The sequence below is a fragment of the Streptomyces sp. NBC_01454 genome (assembly GCF_036227565.1).
Taxonomy (GTDB): Bacteria; Actinomycetota; Actinomycetes; order Streptomycetales; family Streptomycetaceae; genus Streptomyces.
Genome location: NZ_CP109460.1, coordinates 4,389,938 through 4,404,347, shown reverse-complemented (window position 1 = coordinate 4,404,347; position 14,410 = coordinate 4,389,938). Strand labels below are relative to the sequence as shown.

Below are 14,410 nucleotides of genomic sequence, written 5' to 3'. Positions count from 1 at the left end.
CCTGTCGTGTGTGTACGAGCTCTACGGGCGACGCAGCGCGTCGGCGCCGCCGACCCCGGCGGTGAGCGTCTGGACGCCGTCCACATCGGACTTGGTCCGGCTCGCGGTCTCCGATTCCAGGAGGTGCTTGCCCAGCAGATCCGGGTCGGGCAGGTCCATCGGGTACTCGCCGTCGAAGCAGGCGCGGCACAGATTCGGCTTGGCGATCGTGGTCGCCTCGATCATGCCGTCGATGGAGATGTACGAGAGCGAGTCGGCGCCCAGCGACTTGCCGATCTCCTCCACGCTCAGCCCGTTGGCGATCAGCTCCGCGCGGGTGGCGAAGTCGATGCCGAAGAAGCACGGCCACTTGATCGGCGGGGAGGAGATCCGGATGTGGACCTCGGCCGCCCCGGCCTCGCGGAGCATCCGGACCAGAGCGCGCTGAGTGTTGCCGCGGACGATCGAGTCGTCGACGACCACCAGGCGCTTGCCGCGGATGACTTCCTTGAGGGGGTTGAGCTTGAGGCGGATGCCGAGCTGGCGGATGGTCTGCGAGGGCTGGATGAAGGTCCGGCCGACGTAGGAGTTCTTGACCAGGCCCGAGCCGTAGGGGATGCCGCTGGCCTCGGCGTACCCGACGGCGGCCGGGGTACCGGACTCCGGAGTCGCTATCACCAGATCGGCGTCGGCGGGCGCCTCGGCGGCCAGCTTGCGGCCCATCTCCACCCGGGAGAGGTACACATTGCGGCCGGCGATGTCGGTGTCCGGGCGGGCGAGATAGACGTACTCGAAGACACAGCCCTTGGGGCGGGCCTCGGCGAAGCGGCTGCTGCGCAGGCCGTTCTCGTCGATGGCGACCATCTCGCCGGGCTCGATCTCGCGGATGAAGCTGGCGCCGCAGATGTCCAGGGCGGCGGTCTCGGAGGCCACCACCCAGCCGCGCTCGAGACGGCCCAGGACCAGCGGGCGGATGCCCTGCGGGTCGCGGGCGGCGTAGAGCGTGTGCTCGTCCATGAAGCAGAGCGAGAAGGCGCCCATGACCTTCGGCAGGACGCGCGGGGCGGCCTCCTCGACGGTCAGCGGCTTGCCCTCCTCGTCGACCTGGCCGGCCAGCAGGGCCGTCACCAGGTCGGTGTCGTTGGTGGCCGCGACCTGGGTCGCGCGGCCGCCTTCACGGGGCAGCGCGGCGACCAGATCCGCCAGCTCGGCGGTGTTCACCAGGTTGCCGTTGTGGCCGAGCGCGATGGAGCCGTGCGCGGTGGCACGGAACGTCGGCTGGGCGTTCTCCCACACCGAGGCGCCGGTGGTGGAGTAGCGGGCATGGCCCACGGCGATATGGCCCTGGAGGGAGCCGAGCGAAGTCTCGTCGAAGACCTGGGAAACCAGGCCCATGTCCTTGAAAACGAGGATCTGGGAGCCGTTGCTCACCGCGATGCCCGCGGACTCCTGTCCGCGGTGCTGCAGCGCATACAGCCCGAAATAGGTGAGTTTGGCGACCTCTTCACCCGGAGCCCAGACACCGAAGACGCCACAAGCGTCCTGGGGGCCCTTCTCACCGGGGAGCAGGTCGTGGCTGAGTCGTCCGTCACCACGTGGCACGGCACCGAGTCTAGGGCAGGTCGCGGATTCATCCGAACCGGGGATGGCCCCGGACCTGGATGAGTGCATGAACGAGCGGCCGCTCGGCTTGGCGTGCCCACGCCCGTGGTGGGCGGCTCGGCGCCCCGGCGCGCCCCGGATCCCTTGGCTCACCTGGTGCGCCGCGGGGCACGGGACGCGCGGCGCCCGCCGTGTGGATCTTGCGCCGCGGGGGCGCGCCCCGCTCCGTGTGAGATGCGCGACGCCCCCGCCGGCCGCCGTCGGCACGGCGCGCCGTGCCCCACTCGCCTCCGCCGGGCCCGCGGCCGTCAGCTCAGCAGGGGCAGATATCCGCCGATGTCGGACCGCTCGCCGCTGGCGCTGACATCCGCCGCGTCCCGCGCCCGGTCCCAGGTCGTACGGCCCGTGGCGAGCCGGATCCAGGTCAGCGGGTCGGTCTCGACGACATTCGGCGGGGTGCCGCGGGTGTGCTTGGGGCCCGCCACGCACTGCACCACGGCGAACGGCGGAATGCGCAGCTCCACCGATCCGCCGGGCGCCTTGTCCGCCAGGGTGTCGGCCAGCAGGCGGGTGGTGGTGGCCAGAGCCTGGCGGTCGAAGGGGATCGTGGTGCCGGTCGCCGCCGCGAGGTCGTCACCGTGCACGACGAGTTCGAGACAGCGGGTGACGAGGAAGTCGGCCAGCGGCATCGCGCCGGGCCGGACCGGCAGCAGCCGGTCGTCCGGCTCCGGCGCTACGGCCTCGGCGTACTCCGCGGCAGTGCGCTCCAGCAGCGCCACGGGGTCATGCGCGTCGGCCAGGGCGCGGGTGCGCTCGTCGACGTCGGAGGCGAGCGGCGCGGCCGCCGACGACCACTCCAGCAAAGTGGCCTCCGCCCGCGCCGGAACCGGCCGCTCAAGACTGCGCGCCACGCTCCCCACGGCCATGGACAGATGCGCCACCAGCTCGCGCACCGTCCAGTCACCGAGCCGGGTCGGCAGCGCCAACTGGCCGGGCGCGAGCGCGCGTACGGCCTCCTGGACGTGGGCGAGCTGGGCCGTGACGGCCGCACGGGTCTTCTGCGGGTCGTACCGGCGCGGGCGCGGTTTCCGGGCGGCAGGGGGCATGTACGTCAGCCTACGAGGCACCACTGACAGTCGCCCCCGGATTTCGGCGGTGCGGCGCCCGCCGCCCCTGCCGGGCCGCCAACTCCTCGTGACGCCGGGGCGGTTCGGTGCCGGACGGCGGGCGCGGCGGGCCGGCGGCGGGCGCTCAGCTCCCCGGTGTCGTCAGCGGCGCCCCGGCCTCGAATATCTCGCCGGTGCGCGGGACGCCGGTCCCGTGCCAGGTGAACGGAGTGCCGTGGGCGGTCCGCGGGTCGGCGGCGTCCATGAGCTGGAAGTGGACATGCGGCTCACTGCTGTTGCCGGAGTCGCCGCAGTGGCCGAGGGTCTCGCCCACCCGCACCCGGTCGCCCGTGCGGACGGTGAGCGACCCGCGGCGCACGTGCGCGTAGAGCGCGTAGGTGCCGTCACCCAGGTCGAGGATCACGTGGTTGCCGAGCATCCAGCGGGCGCCGCCGAGCGTGCGGACGGGGCCCTCGAAGGCGAGCAGATAGGCGGCCGCGGGCCACGACGTGCGGCTGAGATGGTCACGCCGGCCGTCCTCGGCACGGATGACGGTGGCATCGGCGACGGCGAGCAGGGGCGCGCCGAAGGCCGGGAAGTCCTCGTTGCGGCGGACCGGCGGCCACCAGGCGAAGCCGGGCCTGGAGTGCGGCTCCGGTTCCGCGACCATGTCGATGGCGTAGGCCTGCCCGTAGGACCAGGTGTCATGGCTGGGGACCCTGTCGGCAGGGCTGTTCAGGGCCCTCCAGCGGCCGCTGACCGGCGCGGCGACCGCCACCGGGGCGGGGGCCGCCGCCCGTATCCCGTCCGCTTCCCTGCGGGCCGCGCGCCGGTTCACCCCGCATTCGAGCAGCACCCACAGGCCGAGCGGAAGCCAGATCCACCAGCGGGGGAAGCCGGCGAAGAAGCTCGCCACGAACAAGGCGAAAACGGCGAACAGGCAGGCGCGGGCGGCGATCGCGGAGAGCTTTCGCACCGTTGTGGACTTCATTGCGATTCCCCCTGGAGTGGTGGTGGCCGGGCACGGTAGCGCGGCCACGGCCGCCGGGCGCCCCGGCAGCGGTACGACGCGGTCGGTGCGGGAAAACGGCGACGGCCCGTCCCCATGGTGGGGCGGGCCGTCGGACCGTCAGTGGGGGCGCGGTGCGCCGCCCGGGCTCGGTCTCAGGCGATGAGGCCCGGGATCGTCGCCTCGTGGGCTTCCTTCAGCTCGCCCAGCGGGATGCTGAACTGGCCCTGGACGTCGATCTCCGCGCCGTCGACCACACCGATCCGGGTGGCCGGCAGCCCCCGCGCACCGCACATGTCGGTGAAGCGGAGTTCCTCGCTGCGCGGGACGGCGACGACCGCACGGCCCGCCGACTCGGAGAACAGCAGGACGAACGGGTCCTGGCCGTCCGGCACCACCACGCGGGCGCCCTTGCCGCCGCGCAGGCACGACTCCACCAGGGCCTGGATCAGACCGCCGTCGGAGAGGTCGTGCGCGGCGTCGATCATGCCGTCACGGGAGGCGGAGATCAGCACGTCGGCCAGCAGCCGCTCGCGCTCCAGGTCGACCCGCGGCGGCAGACCGCCGAGGTGGTCGTGCACGACCTGGGACCAGGCCGAACCGCCCAGCTCCTCGCGGGTGTCACCGAGGAGGTAGAGCAGCTGGCCCTCCTCCGCGAAGCCGATCGGCGTACGGCGGTTCACATCGTCGATCACGCCCAGCACCGCGACGACCGGGGTCGGGTGGATCGCCACCTCGCCGGTCTGGTTGTAGAGCGAGACGTTGCCGCCGGTGACCGGCGTGCCCAGGGTCTGGCAGGCGTCCGCGAGACCACGGGTGGCCTCGGCGAACTGCCACATCACGGCCGGGTCCTCGGGCGAGCCGAAGTTCAGGCAGTCGGAGACCGCCAGCGGCTTGGCCCCGGACGCGGCGACGTTGCGGTAGGCCTCGGCCAGCGCCAGCTGCGCGCCCGCGTACGGGTCGAGCTTGGCGTAGCGGCCGTTGCCGTCGGTGGCGAGCGCGACACCGAGGTTGGTGTCCTCGTCGATCCGGACCATGCCGGAGTCCTCCGGCATCGCCAGGACGGTGTTGCCCTGCACGAACCGGTCGTACTGGTCGGTGATCCACGCCTTCGATGCCTGGTTGGGCGAGGCCACCAGCTGCAGGACCTGCGCGCGCAGCTCCTCGGCGTTCGCCGGACGGGCCAGCTTGGCGGCGTCGTCGGCCTGGAGGGCGTCCTGCCAGTCGGGGCGCGCGTAGGGGCGCTGGTAGACGGGGCCCTCGTGCGCGACGGTGCGCGGCGGGACGTCGACGATCTGCTCGCCGTGCCAGAAGATCTCCAGCTGCGAGCCCTCGGTCACCTCACCGATGACGGTGGCGATGACGTCCCACTTCTCGCAGATCTCCAGGAAGCGGTCGACCTTGCCGGGCTCGACGATCGCGCACATGCGCTCCTGCGACTCGCTCATGAGGATTTCCTCGGGCGAGAGGGAGGAGTCGCGCAGCGGGACGGTGTCCAGCTCGACGCGCATACCGCCGGAGCCGGCCGAGGCCAGCTCGCTGGTGGCACAGGACAGCCCGGCACCGCCGAGGTCCTGGATACCGGCGACCAGGTCCGCCTTGAAGATCTCCAGGGTGCACTCGATGAGCAGCTTCTCCTGGAAGGGGTCACCGACCTGGACGGCGGGCCGCTTGGCGGGCTTGGTGTCGTCAAAGGTCTCGGACGCCAGGACCGAGACGCCGCCGATGCCGTCGCCGCCGGTGCGGGCACCGTAGAGGATGACCTTGTTGCCGGTGCCGGACGCCTTGGCGAGGTGGATGTCCTCGTGCTTCATCACGCCGATGCAGCCGGCGTTGACCAGCGGATTGCCCTGGTAGCAGGGGTCGAAGACGACCTCGCCGCCGATGTTGGGCAGGCCCAGGCAGTTGCCGTAGCCGCCGATGCCCGCGACCACGCCCGGCAGGACACGCTTGGTGTCGGGGTGGTCGGCGGCGCCGAACCGCAGCGGGTCGACGACGGCGACCGGGCGGGCGCCCATGGCGAGGATGTCGCGGACGATGCCGCCGACGCCGGTGGCCGCGCCCTGGTAGGGCTCGATGTACGAGGGGTGGTTGTGGGACTCCACCTTGAACGTGACGGCGTAGCCCTGACCGACGTCGACGACACCGGCGTTCTCGCCGATCCCGACGAGCATCGCGTCGTTCTCGGGGGCCTTGTCACCGAACTGCTTCAGATGGACCTTGCTGCTCTTGTAGGAGCAGTGCTCGGACCACATGACCGAGTACATGGCGAGTTCGGCGCCGGTGGGACGGCGGCCGAGGATCTCGCGGATGCGCTGGTACTCGTCCTGCTTCAGGCCGAGCTCGGCCCACGGCTGGTCGGTGTCCGGCGTCTCGGCCGCGTGCTTGACGGTGTCGAGAGTCATGCCTCGCACCCTTCACTCGCGGCATTCGTCTTCGTCTGCGGCCCGGCGGCCATACGTACGTCGCTCATGCGTTGACCAGCTTCTTCAGGATCGAGGTGAAGAATCCGAGGCCGTCGGTACGGCCCGTACCGATCAGCGGCTCCACGGCGTGCTCGGGGTGCGGCATGAGGCCGACGACATTGCCCGCCTCATTGGTGATGCCGGCGATGTCGCGGAGCGAGCCGTTGGGGTTGCCGTCCAGGTAGCGGAAGGCGACCCGGCCCTCGGCCTCCAGCATGTCGAGCGTGCGCGCGTCGGCGACATACCGGCCGTCGATGTTCTTCAGCGGAATGCTGATCTCCTGCCCGGACGTGTAGTCCGCGGTCCAGGAGGTCTCCGCGTTCTCCACCCGCAGCTTCTGATCGCGGCAGATGAAGTGCAGATGGTTGTTGCGCAGCATGGCGCCGGGCAGCAGGTGGGTCTCGGTGAGGACCTGGAAGCCGTTGCAGATACCGAGGACGGGCATACCGGCCTTCGCCTGCTCGATCACGGTCTCCATCACCGGCGAAAAACGGGAGATCGCTCCGGCCCGCAGATAGTCGCCGTAGGAGAAACCGCCGGGCAGTACCACGGCGTCGACCTGCTTGAGGTCCTTGTCGCGGTGCCACAGCGGCACCGCCTCGGCTCCGGCGACCCGGACCGCGCGCTGGGTGTCGCGGTCGTCGAGCGTGCCGGGGAAGGTGATGACTCCGATGCGCGAGGTCATGAGTCGACCCGCACGGTGAAGTCTTCGATGACGGTGTTGGCGAGGAAGGTCTCGGCCATCTCATGGATGCGAGCGAGGGCGGCGTCGTCGACCGGACCCTCCACCTCAAGTTCGAAACGCTTGCCCTGACGGACGTCGGCGATCCCCTCGAAGCCCAGGCGTGGCAGTGCGCGCTGCACCGCCTGCCCCTGCGGGTCGAGGATCTCCGGCTTGAGCATGACGTCGACTACGACGCGTGCCACTGGCACTCCCGGTGGTGTGGTGCGTAAGGCGGTGTCCTCACAGTACCGTGTTCGAAAATCTACGCGCATAGATATACGCTGCGCCCGATCACGGTCCGGTATCGACAGGAGTGCAGCTCAGGAAAAATTCTCGAAAAGATCCGGGGTCCGGATTGCGGGAAGACACGCTGACAAAATTAACTGGGCTTCACAATGCAATGCCCATCGCTGTACAAATGAAAAAGCATTGATCCCAATCAGCCGGATCCGGAGCATCACCCCATGTCAACAAGGGGTCGCTCCACGAAAGGACCGATATCCGTGGCGCAGCGCGTAGTAGTAACGCTCTCCGATGACATCGACGGAGGAGAAGCCGCAGAGACGGTCGCCTTCGGATTGGACGGGAAGACGTACGAGATCGACCTCAATCCCGCCAATGCGAAGAAACTGCGCGGTGCCCTCGCTCCGTTCGTCGAGGCCGGCCGCAAGCGGGCCAAGTCCGGCAAGGCCTACCACCGGACCGCGGTGAACCCCGATCCCGCGGCCGTCCGCGCCTGGGCCCGTTCCCACCAGATGGACGTCCCGCCGCGCGGCCGGATCCCGAAGAAGGTGTACGAGGCCTTCAACGCCGCCAACCACTAACCGACTTGCTGGCGTCCCCCGGCCCGGGTGCAGCCGACTTGCACAGCACCCCTACTGATCAGCTAGAGTCTGGAGCACGCCGAGGGGCGAGGCCGACAGGCCGGACCTCACGGAGTCACGCGGGTGTAGCTCAGTAGTAGAGCGCCCCCTTTCCAAGGGGGAGGCGCAGTGTGCAATCCCTGTCACCCGCTCTGACTGCTCAACCGGTCCCATGGATCAGGTAGAGTAGCTGTCGCGCCGCTCGGTGAAAGCCGAGTGGATGCCTGCGGACGTAGCTCAGTTGGTAGAGCGCAACCTTGCCAAGGTTGAGGTCGCGAGTTCGAGCCTCGTCGTCCGCTCAGAATAGGAAGGCCCCGGTTCTCTGGACCGGGGCCTTCTGCATTTCCCTGACGCCACGTCACACACTCCGTTCACTTCCCGCACTCCCGGCACCGGCAACTGACATTTGCCCTCGGCCGCGATGACAGGCCGCACCGCCCGGGCCGTGAACCGGCGAAACGCCGGGCTCATGAACACGGGGAGAAAACCCTCGCGAGCCCCAACGGAAGTGCCACCCCCGGGGGCGATGTGATCGACGTCACCGGACTGCGCCGACGCTACGGCGCCGCCTCCCGCCACCGCGAGGCGGGCAGGCCCGGCGGCCGGAGCCGTTCGAACGGGCCGCAGGGCCACGAGGCCGTGCGCGGCATCGACTTCTCCGTCGGCCGCGGGGAGCTGTTCGCGCTGCTGGGGACCAACGGCGCGGGCAAGACCTCCACCCTCGAACTGCCGGAGGGACTGGCGCCGCCCACCGGCGGGCGGGTCCGGTCCCCGGCTGCCGGGCCGGCCGGAGGTGTCGTTCCTTGACGAGCCGGCCACCGGGCCGGCCACCGAAGCCCGCCGTACGACCTGGGAGTTGGTCCGCGGACCGCCGGACGAGGGGGCCACGATCGTGCTGACCACGCACTCTCTCGAAGAGGCCGAGGAGCCGGCGGACCGGCTGGCGGAACGGGGCGTTCTCGGCCGGGGAGACGGGCGGGCGCACGCACCGGAGGTGGCGGTGCTGGATCTGCAGATGGCGGGGGCGGACGGTGTGGCGGTGGCCACATCTCTGCGGGCCGACGTACCGGGGTGCCGGTCGATGATGGTGACCGGCCACGGCCGGCCGGGGCATCTGAAGCGGGCGCTGGTGGCGGGGGTGCGGGGCTTCGCGCCGAGGACGGTCTCGGCGCGGCGGCCGGCCGAGATCATCCGCACGGCGCACGCCGGGAATCGTGATGTCGACCCGGAGTTGGCGGCGGACGCGAGCAGCGCCGGGGGCTCCCCGCTGACCGTGCGGGAGGCGGAGGTGCTGGAATTCGCCGCGGCCCGGGGCGCCGGTCACGGAGATCGCGGGGCGGGCGTCGCTGTCGCCGGGGACGGTGCGCAACTGCCTCTCCTCGGCCGCCGCCAAGCTGGGTGCGGAGAACCGCCACGCGGCGGTGCGGCTCGCCCGCGAGCGAGGTTGGCTATAGTGGTCCCCGCACCGCGCGGCGGCGACTGATTCCAGGAGCCTTGTGCGGCGCATGCGGACGTAGCTCAGCTGGTAGAGCGCAACCTTGCCAAGGTTGAGGTCGCGAGTTCGAACCTCGTCGTCCGCTCAGAAGGAGAAGGCCCCGGTCGGTAGGGATACCGACCGGGGCTTTTTCGTGTGCCGGTGTGCCCGTATGCCCGTGTTGCCGCTCGCCGGCCCGGGCCACCGGGGCCCGGGCCGGGAGGCGCTACGACCAGGGAAGGCCCGTGAGGCGCTGGTAGGCCTCGGCGTACTTGGCGCGGGTGCTCTCGACGATCTCGTGCGGGAGGGCGGGCGGCGGCAGCGTGCCCGTACGGTCCCAGCCCGCGGCGGGCGAGGTCAGCCAGTCGCGGACGAACTGCTTGTCGAACGACGGCTGGGCGCGGCCCGGCTGCCACAGGTCGGCCGGCCAGAAGCGCGAGGAGTCGGGCGTCAGGACCTCGTCGGCCAGGGTCAGCCGCTCGCCGTCGAAGCCGAACTCGAACTTGGTGTCCGCCAGGATGACGCCGCGCTCACGGGCGATGTCGCGGGCCCGGCCGTAGACGGCGAGGGTGGTCTGCCGTAGCTCGGCGGCGACCTCGGGACCGACCTGGTGGGCGACCTCCTCGTAGGAGACGTTCTCGTCGTGGTCGCCGACGTCGGCCTTGGTGGCCGGGGTGAAGATCGGGGCGGGCAGCTCGGAGCCGTCCACGAGGCCTTCGGGCAGGGCCAGCCCGCAGACCGTACGCGTCTGCCGGTACTCGGCCAGGCCCGAGCCGGTGAGGTAGCCGCGGGCCACGCACTCGACGGGGACCATGTCCAGCGACTTGCAGACCAGGGTGCGGCCCGCCCAGTCGGCGGGGGCGCCGGCCGGGACGTCGGTGGACAGGACGTGATGCGGGACCAGGTCGGTGAGCTGCTCGAACCACCACAGGGACAGCTGGGTGAGGATGCGCCCCTTGTCAGGGATCTCCGTGGGCAGCACCCAGTCGTAGACGGAGGTGCGGTCGCTGGCGACCATGACCAGCTCGCCGGCGGCGTTGCGGTAGAGGTCGCGCACCTTCCCGGTGTGGAGGTGGGTGAGCCCGGGGACCTCCACCGGCTCAGGCTTTTCTACAAAACCGGGCACGCTTCCTCCGCGTAGGTTGATCCAGGAGTCTCCTCGATTCTCCCTCACGCCGGGCGGTGGTGACCGGCGGGGGCCGTGCGCCCGGTCGTGGCGGCCGCCCGGGTGGCCACGGAGGTGCGGCCACGGAGGCACGGCCGCTCGGCACGGCTGGGCGTACGGCAACGTTTCTGCCGGCCTGGGCTGCGGCGTTCAGTCCCGTTTGCAGATGCGGTCGAGGAGGTTGGCGGTGGCGCGCTGGACGCGCTGGTCGACATGGCCGGGGCGGTCGAGGGCGGGGGACCAGGCGAAGGTGCCGGAGGCGAAGACCCAGGCGCCGCTGGGGGCGCGATAGAGGGAGGTCTCCTGATGGCGGCGGGCGCCTTCGCTGTCGCGGTAGGGGGAGTGGGCGAGCAGGATGCGTTCGCTGTGGTCGGGGAGGCTGGTGCGGGGGAAGTAGCGGTCGGCCTCGCCGGCGACCAGGCCGGGCAGTTCGTCGCCCTCGTGGGCGCCGGTGGCCTCCCACAGCCAGTGGTCGCCGTTGCGGACGACCAGAGGCGCCGGCTCGGGGACCCGGCCGGCGTACTGAATGCCCAACAGCCGCTGCTCGGGGTCGCCCAGCTCGCGCCAGAGCGCGGGACGGCCGGGACCCTGCCGCTTGCGGCACTTCAGCAGCGAATCCGGGCCCGAGGGCGACGGGGAGAGCTCGACCTGCCAGTACATGGTGTTGGCGGACAGGAAGACCAGGGAGGTGCCGTTGTCGCGGGCGCTCTCGACCGTGCGGCGCATCGGCACCGACCAGTATTCGTCGTGGCCGGGGAAGACCAGGCCGCGGTAGCGGGAGGGGTCGACCCGGCCGGCGTGCAGATCGCGGGCGTCGGCGTAGGCGAGGTCGTAGCCGTAGCGCTCCGCCCAGCGGATGAAGTCGTAGGCGTGGCCGACATGGAGGGGCAGCCCGGCGCCGGCGTAGGGGCGGTTGAAGGAGACGGTGGTGGCGGCGTCCCCCTCGCCGAGCAGCGCGCCCTCCTCGTCCCAGGCGTGGTAGAGGCTGGCGCCGGTGCGGCCGTCCTCCGGGTAGAGGTTGTAGGCCTGCCAGGTGATGTCGGGCAGCAGCAGGAGGAGGTCGGCGGGCTGGTTGTCGCGGACCGTGAAGGGGATGTGGGAGCGGTAGCGGCCGTCGGCGGTGGTGAGCACGGCGACGTAGGCGCCGAGGTTCCAGTAGGTGGGGACCTGGAGGCGCCAGGACAGCCACCAGTGGTGGCAGGAGACCGTGCGCTCGACCGCCATCGGGGGCGGCTGGACGATGCCGGCCAGGCGGGGGCTGGTGGTGACCTTGTGGGCGCCCGTGCCGCCGTAGTGGCCGATGCGGTAGATGTCGATGCTGAACGGCTGGGGCGGGTCGACCGAGACGCGGAAGTCGATGGCCTCGCCGGGGGCCACCGCGCCGGTGCCGGCGAAACCTTTGATCTGGCGGTGGACGTCATCGGCGGTGCGCGGGCCGTTGTGCTTGTGGGGCACCGGCTCGCGCAGATCGCCCCGGGCCACGGCGGGGTCGACGTACCAGGGAACGATGCGGCCGGATTCGAAGTACGTCTCACTGCCGCGCAGCCAGGGCAGCGGGCCCTGTCCGAACGGGTCCGTGACCGCGTGCGCCAGCGCGCCCGACTCCCAGCGCCTGATCTGATCCGTCGCCACCTTCCACTCCCCTCCCGCATGCCCCGTCGGTCCGGGCCGACGGGCCGGTGCTGCGTCCGGCTGAGCGGACCCGGCCGGCCATCCCCCAGCACATCACATTACGCACTCACTTCGTCACCCTTCGTCGTGAATTTAGAGGGCACCGCCCCCGAAATGCGAACTGGAAGGGAACATTCAGCCGGTGGGGCGAGCGGCCCCGGGTGCCCGGCCCGGATCTCGCTGCCCGGTTCGCCTCCTCACGGCGGGGTGGCGGGCAGTCGCGGCCGTTGAGTCATACCAGCCGGACCGGCTTTTCGGGGCGGACGCCGACGGTCGTCAGCCAGCCCCGGAGCGGCCCGGCGTCCCCGTCGTCGACCAGGCTGAGCACCGGGCGGCCGAGGTCGGCCCGGCGGGCGCCGTCGACCAGCAGCGCTGGGCCGTCGAGCCAGTCCAGCCCGGGGGCGGCACCGGCGGTGTCGACGGCGGCGCAGCAGACCATGGCGGTGACGTGGTCGGCGAGGAGTTCGCGGCCCGTGCGGGGCGGTTGCAGCGGGAACAGCGGGAGGCCGCCCTCGGCCAGGCCGTCGCCCCAGGCCACACCGATGGCGGCGTCCTGCTCGCGGCTGCCGCGGGCGGCCTGGCGGGCCGCCTCCTCGCGCTCCTCCCGCTCGACCTCCGCGCCCAGCCGGGCGGCGACCAGATCGCCGGCCCGCTCGTCGTGGGCGAGCCGGTCGATGACCCGGGCCAGGGTCGGCCCCGGTGCCGGTGCGGCCGGTGCGGCCGCTGCCCGGTCGGCGGGCGGCGGACCCTCGGCGGGCGGGCTCACGGCCGGGCCGCCGTCCGGCCCGGGCGCTGCCGGGCGGCGGCCGGCGGGCGCATGGGCGGGGGTGTGGGCGTACGAGAGGGGCGCCGCGGCGGGGTCGGGGGCCGCGGGCGGGGGTGCGGGAAGCGCGGTCGCCGGAAGATTGTCGAGAACGCGATGGAGGCGGGCTGCCTCCAGACGCCATTTCCGGTCCACGACCTCTTCCGGATACTGCTGCCAGCCGACCGGTGACCAGTCGGGCCCCGGCTCGGCGGGGCCGCCGTGGAAGAGCCGGGCGGCCAGCAGGGAGGCGGCGCGGTCGATGGCGCCCGGCTCCTCCAGGAGGTCGCAGGCCGGGCGCTCGCCCAGGCGGGAGGCGAAGCCGTCGGCGAGGCGGTCGCGGCGGGAGAGTTCGGTGAGCGCGGAGACCACGCCGGCGTCCAGCCGGGACGGCCAGCGGCCCATCCGCCAGGCGGGCAGCGCGACCCGGGTCAGCAGCCGGTCCCAGCCCGCGTACGCCAGGCCGACCTGCTCCTGGGCGACGATCCGCAGGCCGTAATCGACGTTCTGGGCGCGCTCGGAGGCGGCGGCCGCGACGGCGCGCTCCATGATCGTGGCGTGTTCGCGGCCGGCGCGCAGCAGCAGCCGCGCCACCCGGCCGACGAAGCGGAGCGGAAGACCGCGCAGCCGGCCGCCGGCACGGGCGGCGACCGCGACGGCGGCGTCCAGGCCGCGGATGAACCGGCGGGCGGCGGCTATGTCGGGGTGGGCGGAGGGGCCGGTGCCGGCGACGACGGGCGCCAGCAGGGCGCGCAGCTCGGCGACCCGCATCCACCACAGGAACGGTGAGCCGATGACCAGGACCGGCGCCTCGGGGGCCCGGCGCCCGGCACCGTCCGCACGGCGCAGGCCACGCGGCGGGCCGTGGGCGCGGTGGGTGCGGTCCTCCAGCCAGCTGTCGCAGTCCGGGGTCAGCGCTATGGCCGAGGGCGCGGGGACCTCCAGGCGCTCGGCGAGATCGCGGACGAGGCGGTAGAGATCGGGGGCTGACTTCTCGGAGATCGGCACGGACGGGCTGAGGGCGGGTCTGGCGCGCGCCACGACGACGGTGACCAGCGCGGCCAGCAGCAGGCTGATCACGGCGGCACCGCCGGCGATCCAGCCGGCGAGGTCCCAGCCGGCGCCGAGCCGGCCGGTCGCCCGGCCGGCGAACAGCACCACTGCCACAGCCGCGGGCAGCAGCGCCACGGCCCTCGCCGTGCTGCGGATCCGCAGCACGGCGAGGGCGCGGGCACGCGCCGCCAGGACGCCTGTTTCGGGACTTGCCACGAGCCTGTACACCCCCTGCTGTCCTGACGGAGCCGGACGGAGAGAACACGGGACGGACGTACGAGAGATGCGGGTCGGTGGTGCGCGCGAGGGCACTCCACCACCACTGTGGCACCGGCCACTGACATCGCAATGCCGGTGAGCCAGTTGCCGGACGCCGCCGCGGCAGGCGTGCCGGATTCCGGCACGGCCACCGCAGGACGCTTGCGCGGCACCCTAGTTGGGGGGTGCGCGCCCCGTCAGCGGGATCTGTGGTGCGGTCACCCGATGGAATGGCTTTG

11 protein-coding genes, 3 tRNA genes and 1 pseudogene are annotated in these 14,410 nt (G+C 72.1%); 6 read left to right on the top strand and 9 right to left on the bottom strand.

What is annotated here, in order from left to right:
• Nucleotides 1–21: 21 nt before the first annotated feature.
• The 6 genes from purF to purS form a co-directional block, all read right to left on the bottom strand.
• A complete protein-coding gene (gene purF / locus OIU81_RS19500; protein WP_329149627.1) occupies nt 22–1,581 on the bottom strand; it encodes an amidophosphoribosyltransferase in 1,560 nt (519 codons plus the stop codon).
• 308 nt (nt 1,582–1,889) lie between these two features.
• Complete coding sequence (locus OIU81_RS19495; protein ID WP_329149625.1) at nt 1,890–2,687, bottom strand: maleylpyruvate isomerase family mycothiol-dependent enzyme; 798 nt, start codon at nt 2,685–2,687, stop codon at nt 1,890–1,892.
• Nucleotides 2,688–2,832: 145 nt separating this feature from the next.
• A complete protein-coding gene (locus OIU81_RS19490) occupies nt 2,833–3,678 on the bottom strand; it encodes a M23 family metallopeptidase (RefSeq protein WP_329149623.1) in 846 nt (281 codons plus the stop codon).
• A 173-nt stretch (nt 3,679–3,851) separates the two neighbouring features.
• Nucleotides 3,852–6,101 carry a phosphoribosylformylglycinamidine synthase subunit PurL gene (purL, locus tag OIU81_RS19485; RefSeq protein WP_329149621.1) on the bottom strand — a complete coding sequence of 750 codons (2,250 nt, stop codon included), beginning with the start codon at nt 6,099–6,101 and terminating at the stop codon, nt 3,852–3,854.
• A gap of 64 nt (nt 6,102–6,165) precedes the next feature.
• Nucleotides 6,166–6,846: a phosphoribosylformylglycinamidine synthase subunit PurQ gene (gene purQ / locus OIU81_RS19480; protein WP_329149619.1), complete on the bottom strand. Its 681-nt coding sequence runs from the start codon at nt 6,844–6,846 to the stop codon at nt 6,166–6,168.
• Nucleotides 6,843–7,088 carry a phosphoribosylformylglycinamidine synthase subunit PurS gene (gene purS / locus OIU81_RS19475; RefSeq protein WP_006604673.1) on the bottom strand — a complete coding sequence of 82 codons (246 nt, stop codon included), beginning with the start codon at nt 7,086–7,088 and terminating at the stop codon, nt 6,843–6,845. Before purS ends, purQ begins: the two co-directional genes overlap by 4 nt.
• A 300-nt stretch (nt 7,089–7,388) precedes the next feature.
• Between purS and OIU81_RS19470 the strand changes: the two genes are divergently transcribed.
• The 6 genes and pseudogenes from OIU81_RS19470 to OIU81_RS19445 all read left to right on the top strand — a co-directional run bounded on the left by OIU81_RS19470 (nt 7,389) and on the right by OIU81_RS19445 (nt 9,328).
• Nucleotides 7,389–7,709, top strand: a complete 321-nt coding sequence (locus tag OIU81_RS19470) for a histone-like nucleoid-structuring protein Lsr2 (protein ID WP_189101592.1) — start codon at nt 7,389–7,391, stop codon at nt 7,707–7,709.
• Nucleotides 7,710–7,828: 119 nt separating this feature from the next.
• Nucleotides 7,829–7,900, top strand: a tRNA-Gly gene (locus tag OIU81_RS19465).
• Nucleotides 7,901–7,974: 74 nt separating this feature from the next.
• Nucleotides 7,975–8,047 (top strand) — tRNA-Gly (locus OIU81_RS19460).
• Between the two features lie 229 nt (nt 8,048–8,276).
• Nucleotides 8,277–8,555 (top strand): ATP-binding cassette domain-containing protein, encoded by a 279-nt coding sequence (locus tag OIU81_RS42365; protein WP_443074012.1) that lies wholly within the window; start codon nt 8,277–8,279, stop codon nt 8,553–8,555.
• Between the two features lie 169 nt (nt 8,556–8,724).
• Nucleotides 8,725–9,202 (top strand): annotated as a pseudogene (locus OIU81_RS42360) (LuxR C-terminal-related transcriptional regulator); the annotation flags it as partial.
• Nucleotides 9,203–9,255: 53 nt separating this feature from the next.
• Nucleotides 9,256–9,328, top strand: a tRNA-Gly gene (locus tag OIU81_RS19445).
• 120 nt (nt 9,329–9,448) lie between these two features.
• Here OIU81_RS19445 and OIU81_RS19440 read toward each other — a convergent pair.
• From OIU81_RS19440 to OIU81_RS19430, 3 genes are all read right to left on the bottom strand, one after another.
• Entirely contained in the window at nt 9,449–10,348 is a 900-nt protein-coding gene (locus OIU81_RS19440; RefSeq protein WP_329149616.1) for a phosphoribosylaminoimidazolesuccinocarboxamide synthase, read from the bottom strand.
• 189 nt (nt 10,349–10,537) lie between these two features.
• Complete coding sequence (locus tag OIU81_RS19435) at nt 10,538–12,019, bottom strand: N,N-dimethylformamidase beta subunit family domain-containing protein (RefSeq protein WP_329149614.1); 1,482 nt, start codon at nt 12,017–12,019, stop codon at nt 10,538–10,540.
• Between the two features lie 271 nt (nt 12,020–12,290).
• Complete coding sequence (locus tag OIU81_RS19430) at nt 12,291–14,129, bottom strand: hypothetical protein (RefSeq protein WP_329149612.1); 1,839 nt, start codon at nt 14,127–14,129, stop codon at nt 12,291–12,293.
• Nucleotides 14,130–14,410: the final 281 nt, after the last annotated feature.